Source organism: Neopusillimonas maritima, assembly GCF_003576595.1.
In the GTDB taxonomy this organism is placed as follows: Bacteria; Pseudomonadota; Gammaproteobacteria; order Burkholderiales; family Burkholderiaceae_B; genus Neopusillimonas; species Neopusillimonas maritima.
The window spans coordinates 264611-284040 of sequence record NZ_NQOU01000002.1 but is presented as its reverse complement, the minus strand read 5'-3'; the positions used below and the strand labels follow the sequence as shown (position 1 = coordinate 284040).

The following is a 19430-nucleotide window of genomic DNA, read 5'->3' as shown; positions in this document are numbered from 1 at the left end:
AGCGAGGACACTATGCAAAACGTAGCTGAAAAACTCGAGGCAGGTTCGGTTTCACTGCAGGATTTCCGCCAGCAAGACCCCGAGTTCCAAGAGCTGATGCTCAATATCATCAGTATTCATGTGGCCAGTGAGATGTACGGCGCCGACTGCTTCGAACCCAGCATCCTGAAGGCCCCTACGGCCGAGTTCAAGATGCGTATGGCCAAAACGGTGATGGAAGAGTATGGCCATCACTTGCGCTTTCGCCAGCTGATGGAAGAGCTCGACCTTGATTGGGAAGAGTACGCACGCCGCAAAGGCCACCTCACCACCTTCGATACACCGGTTGACACCTGGGCGGATCAGGTCGTGTTCTTGGCCTTGGTCGACCGCGCAGCGGCACACCAGTTCCGACATTTCGTCAACTCGCCTTATCAGCCGTTCCAAAAAGCATGTCAGGAAACGCTCAAGGAAGAGTATGGCCACGTTGGCCTTGGCATGGACGGCGTAAAACACCTTCTACAAACAGAAGAAGGACGCGCCCAGGTGGAAGCGGCGGTCAAAATATGGTTGCCTGTGGGGCTGCAATCTTTTGGTGGTGACGGCTCAAAGCGCAACGAGGCTTATCGACGCTGGTGCATTAAACAAGACACCAACGAAAACATGAGGCTTGCGTACTTCCAGCAAGTTCGCAACATCATCACCCAAGATTGGGGCATAGATATCCCCGAAGACATGAATGAAGTGTGGCGTTCTGATGGCGACGATACCGAGCGCGCATACTGATTCTCGCTTCGATGTAAGGAGGGCTGCGATGAGCCGCTATCAAATCAAAGTCTCTGAGACCGACATCTCGACAATTGCAGCGGAAGGGGTGTCGGTGCTGGATGCTTGTCTTGAGGGCGGGGTGGCTCTTGAATACAACTGCCGTTCTGGCGAGTGTGGCGAATGTATCGCCACGCTGGTCAGCGGCACGGTCAAAGAGCTTCCGGGCGCCGACCCCGCTATTTTTAACGACGGGCATCGCGCCGAAGGAAAGATCTTGGCCTGCATGTGTTATCCGCAGTCCGATCTGGTGTTGTCGACGCGTCTTTCGGCCAGGCCGCAGGCGGCGATAGGGCACCATCACGTGCATGTTACGCAAGTCATCCCGCATGGGCCCTCCATATACGAGGTAAGGATGCTGTCCGACCAGCCCATTGACTATGAAGCTGGACAGTATTTTGAATGGGTAGTGCCCGGTGTATCAAGCAATCGCTCTTACTCGGTCGCCAACCGTCCGGGCAGCTGCGAGCTGATCTTCCATGTAAAGGCGTATGAACACGGCGAAGTCAGCCAGTATCTGAAGCAAGGTCGGCTTCGGGAAGGCGACATGTTCGAGCTTGTCGGCCCTTATGGAACCTTTGGCTTGGGTTCGCAGGCCGAAGCACCCGCCGTGATGGTGGCCGGTGGAACCGGCCTAGCGCCTTTATGCGCACTTCTGGAAGAAGAGTTTGCCAGCGGACGCAAGCGGCAGATTCGGCTGTTCTTTGGGGCACGTGCATCGTGCGAACTTTACTGGCTGGATCGCTTGCAGCAATGGGCGCAAAAGCATCCACAGTTTCAATATTTTCCGGTAATCGCCGACCCGGATAGCAGCCCCGACTGGCAAGGCGAGCTTGGACTTGTCACAGATTTGATGCAGCGCAAATTGACGGATGCCATGGGCTACGAGGCCTATCTGTGCGGCCCGCCGGCAATGATAGACGCTGTTGAAGACTTACTGATTTGTAAAGGCATCGACGAAAGCGATCTGCACGCGGACCGATTTCTTGCGATGGTTTAACCATGGAGACACCTTATGAGTTCCGAATTACCGCCGCTGCGCGGAAATATAGTCGACTACCTGTTCGAGCCATCGCTGGGTTCAGATCTGGCTTCGCGCGCCTGCCTGACCACGCCTGAAGGCGACACGTCATTTCAAGAGTTGCATGAGCGGTGCTGCCAGGTCGGAAACCTGTTGGGCAGCCTTGGCATAAAGCCTGGTGAGCGGGTGATGTTCAGCGTGCTCGATGGCGTGGACTTCATGTCTTTGTTCCTGGGCGTTATGAAGGTCGGCGCGGTCAGCTTGCCAATTAACACCTTTCTTACCGCCAAAGACTATGGCTACTACTTGCGCGATAGCCAAGCACGTATGCTTGTCATTGACGAGAGCTTGGTCCCATTGATTCAGCAGGTCAGCCATACCCAGGAGCTTCCAGAGCACGTGTTTGTCACTGGCAAAGAAACCGGTGGCTTTCGTTCGCTTGAAGACGCGCTACGCGACCTGCCAATTCATGTGCCCACCTGTGAGTGCGAGCCAGACGACGTGGCATTCTGGCTTTACAGTTCGGGCAGTACAGGAGACCCGAAAGGTGTGTTGCACACGCATGCGCATATTCATGCGTCGTGTGAACTATTTGGCAAGAACACACTGGGCATAAAGGAGGACGATGTCATTGTGTGTCCGCCCAAGATGTTCTTTGCGTATGGGCTTGGCTTCAAAGTGTATATGCCGTTGCGGGCGTGCGCGCGCGTGGTGGCCGATGCCCAGCCGGGACGCCCACAGCGGGTCTGGGAAATCATTGAGCAACATCGACCCACGTTGTTGGTGGCTGTACCTACGATTTTCTCAGGCCTTTTTGAAACCTTGAAGCACGTCGACAAGGAAACCATACAGCATGTTTTTGAACCGCTACGCTTTTGCGTAAGCGGTGGCGAGGTTCTGGCTCCGTCGCTGGTACGCGCCTGGAAAGAACTTACTGGCACCGACATTCTAGACGGGGTCGGCACCACTGAAATGACTCATATGTTTGTCATTAACCGCCCGGGGAAGGTGGTGCCCGGCAGTTCGGGCAAGGTCGTGGATGGATACCAGGTAAGGCTGGTGGATGAGAACTGGAAAGACGTTCCCTGCGGCGAAATCGGCAATATGTACGCCATCGGCCCTTCGGCGGCTCAACAATACTGGAACAAGGCCGAGAAAACCGCCGCAACGATGCGGGATGGTGGTGTCCTGACCGGAGACAAGTTCTATCAAGACCAGGATGGAAACTATTTTTACGTCGGACGCAACGATGACATGTTGCGCGCTGGTGGAATTTGGGTGTCGCCGGCTGAAATTGAAAGCACCATGCTCGAGCACCCCGACATTGCCGAGTGTGCCGTAGTTGGAGTCGAAGACGAGCATCGGCTTGTCAAGCCAAGAGCGTATGTGGTGCTACGCGACAACGTCGTTCCCACATCTGAGCTGGAGCAGTCCATTAAAGAGGCTGTGCGCTCAAAACTGGCTCATTACAAATGCCCACGGTGGATTGAGTTCGTCGATAGCTTGCCCAAAACGGCGACAGGAAAAATACAGCGCTTCAAACTGCGCGAGCTGGCACACAGCACCAAACATGGCGCCGCGGCTGACGCTCGGCAAAGTGCATAAATAAGTTCGGCGTTTCAAGCAAGCGGCCAATCAGGCGCGCTTACGAAAGTGCATTACACAAGAATCAACCAAAGGAGAGCAACATGAAAAGAGAAAGGAAGGAAGACGCCCGCCGTACCGGGCGTTTGAAACGCGGTCTAGGTCTGGTCTATGCGGCTGCTTTGCTTGCCGCAGCCCCCGTGATGGCGGCAAGCGACGCCGATCGCCCGGTTAAGGTTGGCTTCATGCTGCCCTATTCGGGAACCTATGCGGCGTTGGGAGACGGCATTACCAACGCGTTCAAGATGGCTATTGACCAGCAAGGAGGCAAGCTGGGCGGCCGCGACATTGAGTACTACTCGGTCGATGATGCTTCTGACCCATCGAAAGCAGTAGAAAATGCCAATCGCCTGGTAAAGCGTGATGATGTAGACGTAATCATCGGCACGGTGCACAGCGGCGTATCGATGGCCTTGTCGAAAGTGGCGCGCGACAGCAACACCTTGCTTATAGTACCCAACGCCGGCGCGGACGAAGTTACCGGCGTGATGTGTGCGCCGAATATATTCCGCACCTCATTTTCGAACTGGCAGCCCTCGTATGCCATGGGGGGCGTGGTAGCCGACCAGGGTCATAAAAAGGTGGTGACGCTAACCTGGAAATACGCCGGCGGCGAGCAAATGGTGGCGGGCTTCAAAGAGTCTTTCGAAGCCAAGGACGGTGAAATCGTCAAAGAGCTTTATATCCCGTTTCCGAGCGTTGAGTTCCAGCCCTTCCTGACCGAAATTGCAAGCATCAAGCCCGATGCCGTGTATGTGTTCTTTGCTGGTGGCGGAGCGGTGAAGTTCGTGCAAGATTACGCAGCGGCCGGCTTGAACCGCAACGTTCCGCTATATGCCACAGGCTTCCTTACCGAAGGCACGCTTGAAGCCCAAGGGGCGGCCGCCGAAGGCATACACACCACCCTGCACTACGCCGATGGGCTTGATACGCCGCGCGATAACGCTTTCCGTGAGGCGTACAAAAAGACTTATAAGCTTGAGCCGGATGTCTATACCGTACAGGGTTACGATGCGGCGCAGCTTCTAATTGCCGGACTCAACGGCGTGAAAGGTGACATCAGCGACCAGAAAGGCGTTATAGCGGCGATGGAAAGCGCCAAAATAGATAGCCCGCGTGGCTCATTCACAATGTCCAAGGCGCATAACCCGGTGCAAGATATCTATCTGCGTAAGGTGCAAGACAAGCAGAACGTGGTCGTGGGCATTGCAAGCAAGGCGCTTGAAGACCCAGCACGTGGATGCAAGCTGTAAATCCGTACCCATCCGGTGCGCGCGTCTGTTGCGCGTACCGGATGTTCCGTTGAATAAAAGGAATCCTCGTGGACCCGGCCATCTTCCTGATCCAGTGCCTTAACGCCGTGCAATACGGTTTGTTGCTTTTTCTGGTCGCCAGCGGCCTGACCCTCATTTTCGGCATCATGGGCATTATCAACCTTGCTCATGGCGCCTTCTACATGATCGGGGCCTACATGGCCTTTGCCTTGCAGCCCGTCGTAGCACAGTACTTGGGCGGCGGCTTCGTCGTGACCGTACTGGTGTGCGTGCTGCTGGCCACCCTATTGGGCTATTTTCTTGAATGGGCCTTTTACAGCTACCTGTACAACCGCGAGCACTTGCAGCAAGTGCTCATGACCTACGGGCTCATCCTGGTCTTTGAGGAACTTCGCAGCATCATTGTGGGCAACGACGTGCATGGCGTGCCGGTGCCTTCCTGGCTGGCCGGTTCCGTCCAGTTGGGCGACGTCATGACCTATCCGGTGTACCGCTTGTTCATCTCGGCAATGTGTATTGTTGTGGGCTTGCTGATGTTCTGGGTCCTTACCCGAACCCGCCTGGGCATGATGATTCGCGCCGGCGCCAGCAACCGCGAAATGATCAACTCCTTGGGCATTGACATCAATCGGCTGTTTCGCATCGTGTTCGCCATCGGCGTAGCGTTGGCAGCATTTGCCGGAGCCATCGCCGCCCCCGTGTCGTCGGTATATCCCGGCATGGGCAATGCGGTAATTATTATCTGCTTCGTGGTGGTGGTCATCGGGGGCATCGGCTCAATCAAGGGCGCCTTCCTGGCCGCCATGTTGGTGGGCTTTGTCGATACGTTCGGGCAAGTGTTCTTCCCAGCCGCCGCCGGCGTCATGGTGTACCTGTTAATGGCCGCCATCCTACTGTTCAAGCCCGAAGGGCTCTTCAAACACTAATCAAGGCTCCACGCATGCGTTTCGTTCTTCGTGCCATTTTGTTGCTGGTGCTGCTGGCGGTGGTGCTGGCCTTGCCCTCATTCGCCTCCACCTACTATCTGAGCCTGGTCATCAAGATCATGATCTACGCTCTGTTCGCGCTAAGCCTGCAGTTGCTGGTGGGATGCACAGGCTTGGTCAGTCTGGGCCATTCCGCCTTCTTCGGCATTGCCGCGTACTTCGTCACCCTGCTGTCGCCCGAGTCGGGCGCGGGCAATATGCTGTGGCTGCTGCCCGGCGCTGTGGTCGCCACCATGGTGTATGCGGCCGTGACCGGCGCGCTGGCACTGCGCACCAAGGGGGTGTATTTCATTATGGTCACGCTGGCGTTCGCGCAGATGGCCTACTACGTATTCCACGATACCGCGCTGGGCGGCGGCACTGACGGCATCTATTTGTATTTCCGTCCTGAAATCCGCCTGGGCGACTGGGTCGTGCTGAATATCGACGACCAGTTCGTGTTCTATGTGTTCACGCTGGCCTGCATGCTGCTTACCTGGCTGTTCCTGTCGCTGCTGATGCGCTCGCGCTTTGGCGCCGCGCTTACCGGCATCCGCGTGAACGAACAGCGCATGCGTGCGGCCGGGTTTTCCACCTTCAAGTACAAGCTTACGGCCTATGTCATCGGCTGCGGCCTGGCCGGCGTGGCGGGGTTTTTGTACGCGGCCAAAGACGGCTACGTCAACCCCGAGCTGCTGGCCTGGGAGCAATCGGGTCTGGTGCTGCTAATGGTTATTCTGGGTGGCATGGGCCGCCTGTGGGGCGCCATTCTCGGCGCCATCGCGCTGACGCTGTTGCAAGAGGTCTTTCAATCGCACGCGCTATTTGGCGATTTTGCCAGCCGCTGGCATCTAACCTTCGGCCTGGCCATTATCGCCCTGGTCGCTGTGCTGCCCCAAGGCTTGGCAGGGCTTCCAGAACAGCTGCGCAACCGTCGTCGCGCCAAGTCCATCGTGCCGGCTTCGGCCCAGTAAAGGCAGTACCATGACGCAAACATTACTCTCGGCCAAGAACATCACACGCCGTTTCGGCGGCCTGACCGCCATCGACAACGTCTCGCTTGAACTCAAGCGCGGCGCCGTGCACGCCGTGATCGGCACCAACGGCGCCGGCAAATCCACTCTTGTCAGCGTGCTGGCGGGCGAATTGGCGCCCAACGAAGGCACCATTTTCATGAACCAGGAAAACATCACCACCTGGCCGCAGCCCCGTCGCGCGCGCGCAGGCATGGGGCGCAGCTATCAGCGCACCACGATTTTTCCTTCGCTGACCGTGCACGAAAACTGCCGCCTGACCGCCCAGGCCAACCATCAGCACTTCTGGAGCTGGCTGCCTTCCAGCCGTTGCAAGCAAAGCAACGAGGCCGCCGATCGCGCGCTGGAACTGGCCGGCCTGTCGGGCTTCAGCAACCAGGTCGCGGGGCTGCTCTCGCATGGGGGCAAGCGCCAACTGGAAATTGCCATGAGCCTGTCCACGCACCCCGCGGTGCTGTTGCTGGACGAGCCTTTGGCCGGCATGGGTTCAGAAGAAACCGACCGCATGCTGAACCTGCTCGACTCGCTCAAGGCCCAGCACGCCATCCTTCTGGTAGAGCACGACATGGATGCCGTGTTCCGCATCTCGGACGAGATCACCGTGATGGTTAACGGCGCCGTCATCGCGCATGGCGATCCGGCCGGCATCAAGGCCGATCCACTGGTGCAAACCGCCTATCTCGGAGACGACGAATGAGCGCGCTGATCGAAGCCTCTGGGCTGCATACTTACTACGGCGCCAGCCACATCCTGCATGGTATAGACATGCGCATCGAGGCCGGCGAGTCCATCGGGCTGCTGGGCCGCAACGGCATGGGCAAAACCACGCTGATCCGCACGGTCATGGGCCACCTTCCACCCGCACAGGGCAAAATTGTGATTCGGGGCCGGGACAACACCCGCACCCAGCCCCACCAGGTGGCTCGCCTTGGGGTGGCATATGTGCCCGAAGGGCGCGGCATCTTCCCCAACCTTGATGTGCGCGAAAACCTGCTCGTGGCGGCCCGCCCCGGCTACAAAGGACGCAAAGACTGGTCTTACGAGCGCGTGCTGGAAACCTTCCCCCGGCTCACCGAAAGACTGGGCCACGGGGGGCAGCAGCTTTCGGGCGGCGAACAACAGATGCTGGCTATTGGTCGCGCCTTAATGACCAACCCCGACGTGCTCATTCTGGACGAGGCAACCGAAGGGCTGGCGCCGCTCATTATTGCCGAGATCTGGCGCATTATCGAATCCATTCGTGAAACCGGGGTGGCAACCCTAATCGTCGACCGCAACTACCGCAAGGTATTGGCGCACACCGATCGCTGCATCGTGCTGGAAAAAGGCAAGGTGGTCGAGCAGCGTGATAGCGCCACGCTGTCTAGCCAGGCCGAGTTGCTGACGCGGTACCTGGGGGTGTAGTCACTGTGCTCCTAAAGTCGAGCTGTATGCCGCTTCCAGCTGCTCGCTGTCAGCCCATGGCTGTAAGGACCCACTGAAATCCTGCTCAGTGGGGATGCGGGGGATGTAAGAGGCCCATTACTGCGACCTCATCGAGCTCCAATGGCGTTCAATGTCTGCTTCACGATCAGGTCCCCTTGAGCGGTCGACGGACTTTCGTTCAATTTCACATTAAGGTGTCACCAAATTGGTACAGGGCGACAGACTGTGCGTCAATTTTCCGAAGTGTCAGTTGGTAGAGCAAAAATCGACAGACTTTATTTCCACGCTTCAGGGGGGCGTCGATGTCGCGGTGTTTAATTACGCGGGCGATCGCACGACCCCTTCGGGGCTTCCCGCCGTCCGAACGCCGCACGGGGCGGTCGCGGAACTCGCGGGCGTTGCCCGCTCAAACAGCCGCTCCCTGATTTCCCCGTGCAACGCCCGGCCGGCGGCGTGCTCAAAGCCCGCGGAATTAAACACCGCGACATCGACTTGGGTGCCGCTCACCAACATATATCCCTTGTCGTCATTGTCAGGGAAGCTGCATACTTACTGGAAGCCAGGAGTATAGATACTGTCTTTGACGGGCGATAAGGAATAGACATTGTCTGTTTGCGACCCATAGCGGGCATTCAAATGTTTCACGTCAGGGGCAGATGATGTCGGCGTTCAACGGCACACGAGGTTGGGGTCGTCTCAGAATTCGGAAAATAAAGCACGCTAAGGTGTAGTCACCCCGTGACTCCCCCGCGCCGATGCAGCGAGCTTCGTTCCGTCTTGCAGTGACGCAATCAGCGGGCAGGAAACGTTCCCTTTCCGCGCATGGCAGGCGCACACCAGTTCAGACAGCACGGCCTCCATGCGTGCCAAGTCGGCCATCTTCTCGCGCACATCCTTGAGCTTGTGCTCGGCCAGGCCGCTGGCTTCCTCGCAATGGGTGCCATCCTCCAGCCGCAGTAGCTCGGCGATTTCGTCCAGGCTAAAGCCCAGCCGCTGGGCCGATTTCACGAACCGCACTCGTGTTACATCCGCCTCGCCATAGCGGCGAATGCTGCCATAGGGCTTGTCTGGCTCCGGCAGCAGGCCCTTGCGCTGGTAGAACCGGATGGTCTCCACATTGACCCCGGCCGCCTTGGCAAAAACGCCAATGGTCAGATTCTCAAAATTAATTTGCATATCGCTTGACTCCGTACATAACTACGGAAGTAAGCTTAAGCTATCCAAACCAAATTTGAAAGGACAAGCGTATGTCTGAACCACAAAACGGGCGCGGCGCGCTCTTCGCCGGTGGGCTGGCCGCCATTCTTGCGTCGGCCTGCTGCCTGGGGCCGCTGGTTTTGATCGCCTTGGGGTTCAGCGGGGCATGGATCGGCAACCTGACGGTGCTGGAACCCTATCGCCCGATCTTCATCGGCGCAGCGCTGGTCGCGCTGTTTTTCGCCTGGCGGCGCATCTACCGCCCGGCGCAAGCCTGCAAACCGGGTGAGGTCTGCGCGATTCCCCAAGTGCGAGCTACTTACAAGCTCATTTTCTGGATCGTGGCCGCGCTGGTCCTGGTCGCGCTCGGATTTCCCTACGTCATGCCATTTTTCTATTAATCACAGGAGTTCATCATGAAAAAACTGTTTGCCGCCCTCGCCCTCGCTGCCGTTGTTGCCCCCGTGTGGGCCGCCACCCAGACCGTCACGCTGTCCGTACCGGGCATGACCTGCTCCACCTGCCCGATCACCGTCAAGAAGGCGATTTCCAAGGTCGAAGGCGTCAGCAAAATTGACGTGACCTTCGAGACACGCGAAGCGGTTGTCACGTTCGATGATGCCAAGACCAGCGTGCAGAAGCTGACCAAGGCAACCGGAGACGCGGGCTATCCGTCCAGCGTCAAGCAGTGAGCCACTGAACCCGAACCTGGGGCGATCATGGGACTGATTACACGCATTGCCGACAAGGCTGGCGCGCTTGGCAGCGTTGTTTCCGCGATGGGATGCGCTGCCTGTTTCCCGGCTATCGCCAGCCTGGGCGCGGCCATCGGCCTTGGCTTTCTACAGGAATACGAAGGGTTGTTTATCTCCAAGCTGCTGCCGCTGTTCGCAGTCGTGGCTTTGCTGGCGAATGCACTGGGCTGGCTGAGTCATCGGCAATGGTACCGCAGCCTGCTCGGGATGGTCGGCCCAGCCATCGTGCTGGCGGCCATGCTCTTGTTTTTTGGCAATTGGTGGACGGCGAACCTCCTCTATGTCGGTCTGGCCTTGATGATCGGGGTGTCGATCTGGGATCTGCTCTCACCGGCCAACCGCCGCTGCGAACTACCACCCAAACACGGCTAACTGCATTGGCAGTTGCCGAAACGAAAAGGAACGATGCAATGTATTTGAATATCACCGGAATGACCTGCGACTCGTGCGCGACACATGTCAAGGACGCCCTGGAGAAAGTGCCGGGCGTGCTGTCGGCGCTCGTGTCCTACCCGAAAGGCTCCGCGCAACTCGCCACCGATCCCGGCACCTCGCCAGAGGCGCTGACCGCCGCTGTGGCCGGCCTCGGCTACAAGGCCACACCCGCCGATGCCCCATCCACTTCAGCGCGGGGCAGACTGCTTGGCAAGGCGCTGGGATGGCTGGGCGGTGGCGACAAGGCTGGTGGTGATGGGGACGGACTGCACGTCGCCGTTATTGGCAGCGGCGGAGCCGCGATGGCGGCGGCGCTGAAGGCCGTCGAGCAAGGTGCGAACGTCACGCTGATCGAGCGCGGCACCATCGGCGGTACTTGCGTCAATGTCGGCTGCGTGCCGTCCAAGATCATGATCCGCGCTGCCCATATCGCCCATTTGCGCCGTGAAAGCCCATTCGACAGTGGCATCGCGGCGACTGTGCCTGCGATTGATCGCAGCAAACTACTGGCCCAGCAGCAGGCGCGCGTCGATGAGCTGCGCCACGCCAAGTACGAAGGCATCCTGGACAGCAACCCGGCCATCACCGTGCTGCATGGTGAAGCGCGTTTCAAGGACGACCAGAGCCTTGCCGTCCGTTTAAACGATGGCGGCGAGCGTGTGGTGGCGTTCGACCGCTGCCTGGTCGCCACGGGTGCCAGCCCGGCCGTGCCGCCGATTCCGGGCCTGAAAGAGTCACCCTACTGGACTTCCACCGAGGCCCTGGTCAGCGACACCATTCCCGAGCGCCTGGCCGTGATCGGCTCGTCTGTGGTGGCGCTGGAACTGGCGCAAGCCTTTGCCCGGCTGGGCAGCAAAGTGACGATCCTGGCACGCAGCACGCTGTTCTTCCGCGAAGACCCGGCCATCGGCGAGGCCGTTACAGCCGCGTTCCGTGCCGAAGGGATCAAGGTATTGGAACACACGCAAGCCAGCCAGGTCGCGCATGTGGACGGCGAATTCGTGCTGACCACCGGGTACGGTGAAATACGCGCCGACCAGCTGCTGGTCGCCACTGGCAGGGCACCGAACACGCGCAGCCTGGCATTGGAAGCGGCGGGAGTCGCTGCCAATGCGCAGGGGGCCATCGTCATCGACAAGGGCATGCGCACCAGTACGCCACACATTTATGCGGCTGGCGACTGCACCGACCAGCCTCAGTTCGTCTATGTGGCGGCAGCGGCCGGCACCCGTGCTGCGATCAACATGACTGGCGGCGATGCGGCCCTGGACCTGACCGCAATGCCGGCCGTGGTGTTCACCGACCCGCAGGTCGCCACCGTGGGCTACAGCGAGGCGGAAGCACATCACGACGGGATCGAGACCGACAGTCGCACCTTGACCTTGGACAACGTGCCGCGTGCGCTTGCCAACTTCGACACACGCGGCTTCATCAAGCTGGTCATCGAGGAAGGTAGCGGACGGCTCATCGGCGTGCAAGCGGTGGCCCCGGAAGCGGGTGAACTGATCCAGACGGCGGTGCTCGCCATTCGCAACCGTATGACCGTGCAGGAACTGGCCGACCAATTGTTCCCCTACCTGACCATGGTCGAAGGGCTGAAGCTCGCGGCGCAGACCTTCAGCAAGGACGTGAAGCAGCTTTCGTGCTGCGCCGGATGAGGAAAAGGAGGTGTTCAATGAGCGCCTACACAGTGTCCCGGCTGGCCCTTGATGCCGGGGTGAGCGTGCATATCGTGCGCGACTACCTGCTGCGCGGATTGCTACGGCCGGTCGCGTGCACCACGGGCGGCTACGGCTTGTTCGATGACACCGCGTTGCAACGGCTGCGCTTTGTACGGGCTGCCTTCGAAGCGGGTATCGGCCTGGACGCACTGGCGCGGCTGTGCCGGGCGCTGGATGCTGCGGACGGTGACGGTGCGTCTGCGCAGCTTGCCGTGTTGCGGCAACTCGTCGAGCGTCGGCGCGAGGCCCTGGCCAGCCTCGAAATGCAACTGGCCGCCATGCCAACCGAACCGGCACAGCACGCGGAGAGTCTGCCATGAACAGCCCAGAGCACTTGCCGTCTGAGACGCACAAACCGATCACCGGCTACTTGTGGGGCGCGCTGGCCGTGCTCACCTGTCCCTGCCATTTGCCGATTCTCGCCATTGTGCTAGCCGGCACGACGGCCGGCGCGTTCATCGGGGAGCACTGGGGTATTGCAGCCCTCACGCTGACCGGCTTGTTTGTCCTGTCTGTGACGCGGCTGCTGCGGGCCTTCAAGGGAAGATCATGACCGCTTCCCAGCCAGCCGAGAGTGGGCAGCTTTGAGCTTCGCTACCAATCTGGAGGAGTACCACCATGAACGCAAACGCCCCGAACACTGCCAGTTGCACCACCTGCTGCGTATGCTGCAAAGAAATTCCGCTCGATGCCGCCTTCACCCCGGAAGGCGCGGAATACGTCGAACATTTCTGCGGGCTGGATTGCTATGAACGCTTCCAGGCACGCGCCAAGGCCGCGACAGAATCTGACATTGCGCCTGTCCCTGGCGGTTCGCAGCCGTCAGATTGAGGCATACCCTAACTTGATGTCAGATGCCATGTGCAAACGATGTCAGAATAGAGTTAAATTTCCTATTGATTGACATATTCCGTCAAAGGTAATAGATTTCATCCTGACACTTTTGCCTTTGGAGGCATCTTGCAAGGTCAACGCATCGGCTATGTCCGCGTCAGCAGCTTCGACCAGAACCCGGAACGGCAATTGGAGGGTGTTCAGGTGGCGCGGGTGTTCACCGACAAGGCTTCTGGCAAGGACACCCAGCGTCCCGAGCTGGAAAGGCTGCTGGCCTTCGTCCGCGAGGGCGACACCGTGGTGGTGCATAGCATGGACAGGCTGGCACGCAACCTTGATGACCTGCGCCGCATCGTCCAAGGGCTGACACAACGGGGCGTGCGCATGGAGTTCGTCAAAGAAGGGCTGAAGTTCACCGGCGAGGACTCACCGATGGCCAATCTGATGCTGTCGGTCATGGGAGCCTTCGCTGAGTTCGAGCGCGCCCTGATCCGGGAACGTCAGCGCGAGGGAATCGTGCTGGCCAAGCAGCGCGGTGCCTACCGGGGACGAAAGAAATCGCTGAACAGCGAACAAATTGCCGAGTTGAAACGGCGAGTTGCGGCAGGCGACCAAAAAACCTTGGTGGCCCGTGACTTCGGCATCAGCCGCGAAACCTTGTACCAGTACCTGCGGGAAGACTGACCATGCCACGCCGCTCAATCCTGTCCGCCACCGAGCGCGAAAGCCTGCTGGCACTGCCAGATGCCAAAGACGAACTGATACGGCACTACACGTTCAACGAAACCGACCTGTCGGTGATCCGTCAGCGTCGCGGCGCCGCGAATCGATTGGGCTTCGCTGTGCAGCTTTGCTACTTGCGATTCCCTGGCACCTTTTTGGGCGTCGATGAGCCTCCGTTTCCGCCCCTGTTGCGCATGGTGGCCGCGCAACTCAAGATGCCAGTGGAAAGTTGGAGCGAGTACGGCCAGCGCGAACAGACACGGCGGGAGCACTTGGTCGAGCTGCAAACGGTTTTTGGGTTCAAGCCCTTCACCATGAGCCACTATCGGCAAGCCGTGCATACATTGACCGAGCTGGCCTTGCAGACCGACAAAGGCATCGTGCTGGCGAGCGCACTTGTCGAGAATCTGCGGCGGCAGAGCATTATCCTGCCCGCCATGAATGCCATCGAGCGCGCAAGCGCCGAGGCCATCACCCGTGCCAACCGACGCATTTACGCGGCGCTGACCGATTCTTTGTTATCACCCCACCGTCAGCGCCTGGACGAACTTCTCAAGCGCAAGGACGGCAGTAAAGTGACGTGGCTGGCATGGCTGCGCCAGTCGCCTGCCAAACCGAACTCTCGCCACATGCTCGAACATATTGAGCGCCTGAAATCCTGGCAAGCACTTGATCTGCCCGCAGGCATCGAGCGGCAGGTTCACCAGAACCGCCTGCTCAAAATCGCTCGTGAAGGTGGCCAGATGACGCCTGCTGATCTGGCAAAGTTCGAGGTGCAACGACGCTATGCCACGCTGGTAGCGCTGGCCATCGAAGGCATGGCCACCGTCACCGATGAAATCATCGACCTTCACGATCGCATCATCGGCAAGCTGTTCAACGCGGTCAAGAACAAGCATCAGCAGCAGTTCCAGGCTTCCGGCAAGGCGATCAACGACAAGGTGCGGATGTATGGGCGCATCGGTCAAGCGTTGATTGAGGCCAAGCAAAGCGGCAGCGATCCGTTCGCCGCCATCGAGGCCGTTATGCCCTGGGACACCTTCGCCGCCAGCGTCACCGAAGCGCAAACATTGGCGCGGCCTGCCGACTTTGATTTCCTGCACCACATCGGTGAAAGCTATGCCACGCTACGCCGCTACGCGCCGCAGTTCCTGGGCGTGCTCAAATTGCGGGCTGCGCCCGCCGCCAAGGGTGTGCTCGATGCCATCGACATGCTGCGCGGCATGAACAGCGACAGCGCGCGCAAGGTGCCCGCCGATGCGCCAACCGCATTCATCAAGCCGCGCTGGGCAAAGCTGGTTCTGACCGACGACGGCATCGACCGGCGTTACTACGAGTTATGCGCCCTGTCGGAGCTGAAGAACGCGCTGCGCTCCGGTGATGTCTGGGTGCAGGGTTCTCGCCAGTTCAAGGACTTCGACGAATACCTGGTGCCGGTCGAGAAGTTCGCCACTTTGAAGCTGGCCAGCGAATTGCCGCTGGCAGTGGCCACCGACTGCGACCAATACCTGCATGACCGGTTGGAATTGTTGGAGGCGCAACTCGCCACAGTCAACCGCATGGCTGCGGCCAACGACTTACCGGATGCCATCATCACCACCGCGTCAGGCCTGAAGATCACGCCGCTGGACGCGGCAGTACCAGACGCCGCGCAAGCCATGATCGACCAGACAGCTATGCTGCTGCCGCACCTCAAAATCACCGAGTTGCTGATGGAGGTCGATGAATGGACGGGCTTCACCCGCCACTTCACACACCTGAAGACCAGCGACACGGCCAAGGACAAAACCTTGCTGTTGACGACGATCCTGGCCGACGCGATCAACCTGGGTCTGACCAAAATGGCCGAGTCCTGCCCTGGCACCACCTACGCCAAGCTGTCTTGGCTGCAAGCCTGGCACATCCGCGATGAAACCTATTCGACGGCGCTGGCCGAGCTGGTGAATGCGCAGTTTCGGCAACCCTTCGCCGGCAACTGGGGTGACGGCACCACGTCATCGTCGGACGGCCAGAACTTCAGAACCGGCAGCAAAGCAGAAAGCACTGGTCATATCAACCCGAAGTATGGAAGCAGTCCAGGACGGACTTTCTACACCCATATCTCCGACCAGTACGCGCCCTTCAGTGCCAAGGTGGTCAACGTGGGCATTCGTGATTCAACTTACGTGCTTGATGGCCTGCTGTACCACGAGTCGGACTTGCGCATCGAGGAACACTACACCGACACGGCAGGCTTCACCGATCACGTGTTTGGCTTGATGCATTTGCTGGGATTTCGCTTCGCGCCGCGTATCCGTGACTTGGGCGAAACCAAGCTATTCATCCCCAAGGGCGATGCCGCCTATGACGCGCTCAAGCCGATGATTAGCAGCGACAGGCTGAACATCAAGCAAATACGCGCCCATTGGGATGAAATTCTGCGGCTGGCCACCTCCATCAAGCAAGGCACGGTAACGGCTTCGCTGATGCTGCGCAAACTCGGCAGCTACCCGCGCCAGAACGGCTTGGCCGTGGCGTTGCGCGAGCTGGGGCGCATCGAGCGCACGCTGTTCATTTTGGATTGGCTGCAAAGCGTGGAGCTGCGCCGCCGCGTCCATGCGGGGCTGAATAAGGGCGAGGCGCGCAACGCGCTGGCCAGGGCGGTCTTCTTCTACCGATTGGGTGAAATCCGCGACCGCAGTTTTGAGCAGCAGCGCTACCGGGCCAGCGGCCTCAATCTGGTGACGGCGGCCATCGTGTTGTGGAACACGGTATATCTGGAGCGTGCCACCAGTGCTTTGCGTGGCAACGGCACGGCGCTGGACGACACATTGTTGCAATATCTGTCGCCGCTGGGGTGGGAGCACATCAACCTGACCGGCGATTACCTATGGCGCAGCAGCGCCAAGGTCGGTGCGGGGAAGTTTAGGCCATTGCGACCGCTGCCACCGGCTTAGCGTGCTTTATTTTCCGTTTTCTGAGACGACCCCAGGTTAAGCTAGCGCCGCCGACGGGTCCGCAAGTCGGCTCATAAGGTTTAAGCAATCAGAAGCAGCAGGTTGGTACCCGTCCGTATAGCAGAAGTCAGCGCTTTTCGGAGTCGGCCAATTGCGCGAGAGCTATGCATTCTTCGCGCCTGACAAATTCCGTCTCCTCCGCCTCCGCTGGCAGCATATATAGAACATCAAGCGGCAATTCCTTACCCGCAAGTCTTAATTCCGCCTTCAGTCGGGACAGAGGTTCGCCAGACGGACCGATGATCAAAATGTCAAAATCGCTGCCGACACCGAACAGCGAAGAGCCAAACATGAAAGATTCGAACCCCCGCAAGGACTCGCAGGACTTAAGTAGGTACCTTGCGACTTCACTTGCCGTCATCAACGGTTCCGCAACAGCACTCTTAACTGGTCCCACTTCATTACCTCACATCCAAGGCTTTTCCCTGCTTCTATGGCATTCTGCGTGGGATTCCCGTTGGGATTGATGTTCCAAGCAATATCGATGGGGCCGAACCGATCCCAGAAGGTGCGAATGGCATCGGCTGTCGGCTCGTACTCCATAATCATGCCTACTCGGAAAGTACGCCCACTGACGAGCGTCATTGTGAAGACGCGATCAAACTCTCTATCGAGGTTCGTAACGGATTTAATCTGCCTAATGAGGCGGTACGAGAAGAAGTAGTCCTTATGGGCAGAAGTCTTTACGTCTCCTCTGTAAATGGCGGACCCGAGTGTTCCGGCGCTTCCCCAGCCTATTGGGCTGCTTTCTAAATATCTGATCGCACCGCCTTCCCACACACACTCCTTTCGATATCCGCATAGGAAATCCATATCAGGAAAATCCGCATGGTATTGCATCGCTAATTCGGCGTTGATCGTGTAGGCGGCCGAGATAACCGCAACCACGTCGGCCCGGTCAGGCATCATGATCCTGATAGCATCATCGCGGAGATGCTGGGCCGACGCCGCTCCGTGAGCTTCCCAAATGTTTTTAAGCGCGTAGTTCACCTGCCAGTTCATGCGAACATTCCATCCATTTCTTCGGGATATCGGATAGCACCGCCGGCGACACCACAAACGTGACGTTCTGAGAGACCTCGAACATGTTCTTGGTATCGGGCGAATGTCTGTCGCTCAGCTTCTGTCATATGGTGCCGGTTTGCCTTGATGATGGCTAGGATGCGGAAATGGTTAGGCAGAATGACACCTCGCATCCTCTGTATCCATGTCTTAGCCGTTTCAGATTCCGGATCGTATTCGAAGCTCGATCCATCGGAGGGCGCGAACTCCTTCCATACGGCCTTGTTCTCGACCATGGCGGCGACCACGGCGTCTCTAACTTGGTCGCGTTCATCGTAGGCACGAATTCCTTGCTTGTGTGCCAAGGCAGCAAGGTGGTCACTTTTCCAACCTAGCAACGTGCCCCGACTATATCCGTCGGGATCTTTGTCGATGATCGTATGGCAGGTCGGGCACAACAAGATGAGGTTTTCAAAGGAGTCAGCCTCGAACTCTCCGGCGGGCCTTTCTTCGTGGCGCGGCCCCGTTTCTCCGTGCGGAATCACATGAGCCATTTCGGCTATATGCTTGTCTCCGCCCATTTCAGCAGGGAAAAGAGGCTGGAGGCACTCGGGGCGTTGGCAGTGACCTGCGGCCTCCGAAAACAGCCGCAGTTTCGTTTCTGTAGGTATATGTTTACGATCTGCCATGGTTGGGAGCCTAAAAGCCGGCGCGATTAGAAGTGGTGTAGAAGGCACATGCCAAATAGATCAATAACGACACATTCTGACGACGAGAGCTGACGAAGAAAACATGCATCACCATTTTAGTAGGAGGTAACCTTGGATCGAGCGACCACTTCTGGCCGATTTCAGCCGATGGATAATGGCTGTAGCCAACGCGGAGCGGTCAGCGAAGAGCTGGTTCGGAAACAAGCATAAGTTGTCGACTTTAGGCCGCGTGATTGTCGAGGTGTTGACAACTAGCCGTGTTTCCGCGCAGAGCATGGCTATAAATCCTAGCAGCAGCTTCACGGTGCCATGGACTTGATGGATAAAAGTGTATTTCGTGCTGAAACGCAGGCCATTGACCTGAATCTTGTCGGCACAAGAACGCGACTTCAGCCTCTATGCTCTCCAGTTCACGCAGTGGAACGTATTCTCCGTTGGATTGGGCTGTCCATACAGACAGACGAAGAGTGCCCTCGTGGGCTTTCCATTTGTAACCGTAATATCCGGACTTCCCGTCGGCACGAAAGCCGTAATTCAGGCGGGATGACATGGGCTGTTGAGAGATGCCGACGTACAAAAGCAAATCGCCATCGGAGACTGTGTACAGCTTTGCAATGCCGCGAGTGCTCAATGGCGTCGCAAACTTAGTAACCAAAGAGTCGCGAAGCAAACGATAGGCACCGCCGCTGAGTGAAAGATGAAAGTCTGATGGATCATCTAATGTCATAAGCGGCTAGCCCAGATATCCTTCGGCTTTATTGATGCCTTTTTGCCTAACATGTTTACCCTTGTTTCACGGCTCATGCGTTAATGCAGTTCGCATGATAGCTCTTCGAGCCGTGTCTGGATCAGGCGCAGTTCGAGCCTAAGCGGAAATTCGCCTGCTAGAA

22 protein-coding genes are annotated in these 19430 nt (G+C 58.3%); 17 read left to right on the top strand and 5 right to left on the bottom strand.

The genetic code is table 11. From position 1 onward, the window contains the following. Positions 1–12: 12 nt before the first annotated feature. From CJO09_RS06360 to CJO09_RS06325, 8 genes are all read left to right on the top strand, one after another. Positions 13–765, top strand: coding sequence for a Phenylacetic acid catabolic protein (locus tag CJO09_RS06360; RefSeq protein WP_119441617.1), 753 nt, complete (start codon positions 13–15; stop codon positions 763–765). 28 nt (positions 766–793) lie between these two features. Beyond that, a complete protein-coding gene (locus CJO09_RS06355; RefSeq protein WP_158582719.1) occupies positions 794–1804 on the top strand; it encodes a 2Fe-2S iron-sulfur cluster-binding protein in 1011 nt (336 codons plus the stop codon). 15 nt (positions 1805–1819) lie between these two features. Next, the gene (locus CJO09_RS06350; protein WP_119441615.1) at positions 1820–3430 is read left to right on the top strand and encodes a benzoate-CoA ligase family protein; all 1611 of its coding nucleotides are present in this window, start codon (positions 1820–1822) and stop codon (positions 3428–3430) included. 83 nt (positions 3431–3513) lie between these two features. Continuing rightward, positions 3514–4722 (top strand): ABC transporter substrate-binding protein, encoded by a 1209-nt coding sequence (locus CJO09_RS06345; RefSeq protein WP_119441614.1) that lies wholly within the window; start codon positions 3514–3516, stop codon positions 4720–4722. Positions 4723–4790: 68 nt separating this feature from the next. After that, positions 4791–5669 carry a branched-chain amino acid ABC transporter permease gene (locus CJO09_RS06340; protein ID WP_119441613.1) on the top strand — a complete coding sequence of 293 codons (879 nt, stop codon included), beginning with the start codon at positions 4791–4793 and terminating at the stop codon, positions 5667–5669. Between the two features lie 14 nt (positions 5670–5683). Beyond that, entirely contained in the window at positions 5684–6682 is a 999-nt protein-coding gene (locus CJO09_RS06335; RefSeq protein WP_119441612.1) for a branched-chain amino acid ABC transporter permease, read from the top strand. Between the two features lie 10 nt (positions 6683–6692). After that, positions 6693–7439, top strand: a complete 747-nt coding sequence (locus CJO09_RS06330; protein WP_119441611.1) for an ABC transporter ATP-binding protein — start codon at positions 6693–6695, stop codon at positions 7437–7439. Then, entirely contained in the window at positions 7436–8146 is a 711-nt protein-coding gene (locus CJO09_RS06325) for an ABC transporter ATP-binding protein (RefSeq protein ID WP_119441610.1), read from the top strand. Before CJO09_RS06330 ends, CJO09_RS06325 begins: the two co-directional genes overlap by 4 nt. Positions 8147–8887: 741 nt before the next feature. Here CJO09_RS06325 and merR read toward each other — a convergent pair. Next, entirely contained in the window at positions 8888–9343 is a 456-nt protein-coding gene (gene merR, locus CJO09_RS06315) for a mercury resistance transcriptional regulator MerR (protein WP_001166628.1), read from the bottom strand. A gap of 71 nt (positions 9344–9414) precedes the next feature. Here merR and CJO09_RS06310 point away from each other — a divergent pair, with 71 nt between their 5' ends. The 9 genes from CJO09_RS06310 (at position 9415) to CJO09_RS06260 (ending at position 16768) form a co-directional block, all read left to right on the top strand. Further along, positions 9415–9765 carry a mercuric transport protein MerT gene (locus CJO09_RS06310; protein WP_001294660.1) on the top strand — a complete coding sequence of 117 codons (351 nt, stop codon included), beginning with the start codon at positions 9415–9417 and terminating at the stop codon, positions 9763–9765. A 15-nt stretch (positions 9766–9780) separates the two neighbouring features. Continuing rightward, entirely contained in the window at positions 9781–10056 is a 276-nt protein-coding gene (gene merP / locus CJO09_RS06305; RefSeq protein WP_000732276.1) for a mercury resistance system periplasmic binding protein MerP, read from the top strand. 27 nt (positions 10057–10083) lie between these two features. Next, on the top strand, positions 10084–10491 hold the full coding sequence (merC, locus tag CJO09_RS06300; protein ID WP_000522993.1) for an organomercurial transporter MerC: 408 nt from the start codon (positions 10084–10086) through the stop codon (positions 10489–10491). Between the two features lie 38 nt (positions 10492–10529). Beyond that, positions 10530–12212 (top strand): mercury(II) reductase, encoded by a 1683-nt coding sequence (gene merA / locus CJO09_RS06295; RefSeq protein WP_003055149.1) that lies wholly within the window; start codon positions 10530–10532, stop codon positions 12210–12212. Positions 12213–12229: 17 nt separating this feature from the next. Next, complete coding sequence (gene merD, locus CJO09_RS06290; protein ID WP_001277463.1) at positions 12230–12595, top strand: mercury resistance co-regulator MerD; 366 nt, start codon at positions 12230–12232, stop codon at positions 12593–12595. After that, entirely contained in the window at positions 12592–12828 is a 237-nt protein-coding gene (gene merE, locus CJO09_RS06285; protein ID WP_001087807.1) for a broad-spectrum mercury transporter MerE, read from the top strand. The genes merD and merE overlap by 4 nt, the downstream gene beginning before the upstream one ends. Positions 12829–12893: 65 nt before the next feature. Next, complete coding sequence (locus CJO09_RS06275; protein ID WP_000993245.1) at positions 12894–13106, top strand: DUF3330 domain-containing protein; 213 nt, start codon at positions 12894–12896, stop codon at positions 13104–13106. A 129-nt stretch (positions 13107–13235) separates the two neighbouring features. Continuing rightward, positions 13236–13793, top strand: a complete 558-nt coding sequence (locus CJO09_RS06265; protein WP_001162012.1) for a recombinase family protein — start codon at positions 13236–13238, stop codon at positions 13791–13793. 2 nt (positions 13794–13795) lie between these two features. Continuing rightward, positions 13796–16768 carry a Tn3 family transposase gene (locus tag CJO09_RS06260; protein ID WP_119441608.1) on the top strand — a complete coding sequence of 991 codons (2973 nt, stop codon included), beginning with the start codon at positions 13796–13798 and terminating at the stop codon, positions 16766–16768. A gap of 127 nt (positions 16769–16895) precedes the next feature. Here CJO09_RS06260 and CJO09_RS06255 read toward each other — a convergent pair whose 3' ends face one another. The 4 genes from CJO09_RS06255 to CJO09_RS06240 form a co-directional block, all read right to left on the bottom strand. Beyond that, positions 16896–17120, bottom strand: coding sequence for a hypothetical protein (locus tag CJO09_RS06255; RefSeq protein WP_245961246.1), 225 nt, complete (start codon positions 17118–17120; stop codon positions 16896–16898). 68 nt (positions 17121–17188) lie between these two features. Next, complete coding sequence (locus CJO09_RS06250) at positions 17189–17830, bottom strand: purine nucleoside phosphorylase YfiH/LACC1 family protein (RefSeq protein ID WP_119441606.1); 642 nt, start codon at positions 17828–17830, stop codon at positions 17189–17191. Then, positions 17827–18519 carry an HNH endonuclease gene (locus tag CJO09_RS06245; RefSeq protein ID WP_119441605.1) on the bottom strand — a complete coding sequence of 231 codons (693 nt, stop codon included), beginning with the start codon at positions 18517–18519 and terminating at the stop codon, positions 17827–17829. The genes CJO09_RS06250 and CJO09_RS06245 overlap by 4 nt, the downstream gene beginning before the upstream one ends. Before the next feature lie 241 nt (positions 18520–18760). Next, positions 18761–19267: a hypothetical protein gene (locus CJO09_RS06240; RefSeq protein WP_119441604.1), complete on the bottom strand. Its 507-nt coding sequence runs from the start codon at positions 19265–19267 to the stop codon at positions 18761–18763. Positions 19268–19430: the final 163 nt, after the last annotated feature.

Coding starts and splice junctions, on each gene's coding strand:
- CJO09_RS06360 (WP_119441617.1), top strand. CDS start 13: ATGCAAAACGTAGCTGAAAAACTCGAGGCAGGTTCGGTTTCACTGCAG.
- CJO09_RS06355 (WP_158582719.1), top strand. CDS start 794: ATGAGCCGCTATCAAATCAAAGTCTCTGAGACCGACATCTCGACAATT.
- CJO09_RS06350 (WP_119441615.1), top strand. CDS start 1,820: ATGAGTTCCGAATTACCGCCGCTGCGCGGAAATATAGTCGACTACCTG.
- CJO09_RS06345 (WP_119441614.1), top strand. CDS start 3,514: ATGAAAAGAGAAAGGAAGGAAGACGCCCGCCGTACCGGGCGTTTGAAA.
- CJO09_RS06335 (WP_119441612.1), top strand. CDS start 5,684: ATGCGTTTCGTTCTTCGTGCCATTTTGTTGCTGGTGCTGCTGGCGGTG.
- CJO09_RS06330 (WP_119441611.1), top strand. CDS start 6,693: ATGACGCAAACATTACTCTCGGCCAAGAACATCACACGCCGTTTCGGC.
- CJO09_RS06325 (WP_119441610.1), top strand. CDS start 7,436: ATGAGCGCGCTGATCGAAGCCTCTGGGCTGCATACTTACTACGGCGCC.
- merR (WP_001166628.1), bottom strand. CDS start 9,343: ATGCAAATTAATTTTGAGAATCTGACCATTGGCGTTTTTGCCAAGGCG.
- CJO09_RS06310 (WP_001294660.1), top strand. CDS start 9,415: ATGTCTGAACCACAAAACGGGCGCGGCGCGCTCTTCGCCGGTGGGCTG.
- merP (WP_000732276.1), top strand. CDS start 9,781: ATGAAAAAACTGTTTGCCGCCCTCGCCCTCGCTGCCGTTGTTGCCCCC.
- merC (WP_000522993.1), top strand. CDS start 10,084: ATGGGACTGATTACACGCATTGCCGACAAGGCTGGCGCGCTTGGCAGC.
- merA (WP_003055149.1), top strand. CDS start 10,530: ATGTATTTGAATATCACCGGAATGACCTGCGACTCGTGCGCGACACAT.
- merD (WP_001277463.1), top strand. CDS start 12,230: ATGAGCGCCTACACAGTGTCCCGGCTGGCCCTTGATGCCGGGGTGAGC.
- merE (WP_001087807.1), top strand. CDS start 12,592: ATGAACAGCCCAGAGCACTTGCCGTCTGAGACGCACAAACCGATCACC.
- CJO09_RS06275 (WP_000993245.1), top strand. CDS start 12,894: ATGAACGCAAACGCCCCGAACACTGCCAGTTGCACCACCTGCTGCGTA.
- CJO09_RS06260 (WP_119441608.1), top strand. CDS start 13,796: ATGCCACGCCGCTCAATCCTGTCCGCCACCGAGCGCGAAAGCCTGCTG.
- CJO09_RS06255 (WP_245961246.1), bottom strand. CDS start 17,120: ATGTTTGGCTCTTCGCTGTTCGGTGTCGGCAGCGATTTTGACATTTTG.
- CJO09_RS06250 (WP_119441606.1), bottom strand. CDS start 17,830: ATGAACTGGCAGGTGAACTACGCGCTTAAAAACATTTGGGAAGCTCAC.
- CJO09_RS06245 (WP_119441605.1), bottom strand. CDS start 18,519: ATGGCAGATCGTAAACATATACCTACAGAAACGAAACTGCGGCTGTTT.
- CJO09_RS06240 (WP_119441604.1), bottom strand. CDS start 19,267: ATGACATTAGATGATCCATCAGACTTTCATCTTTCACTCAGCGGCGGT.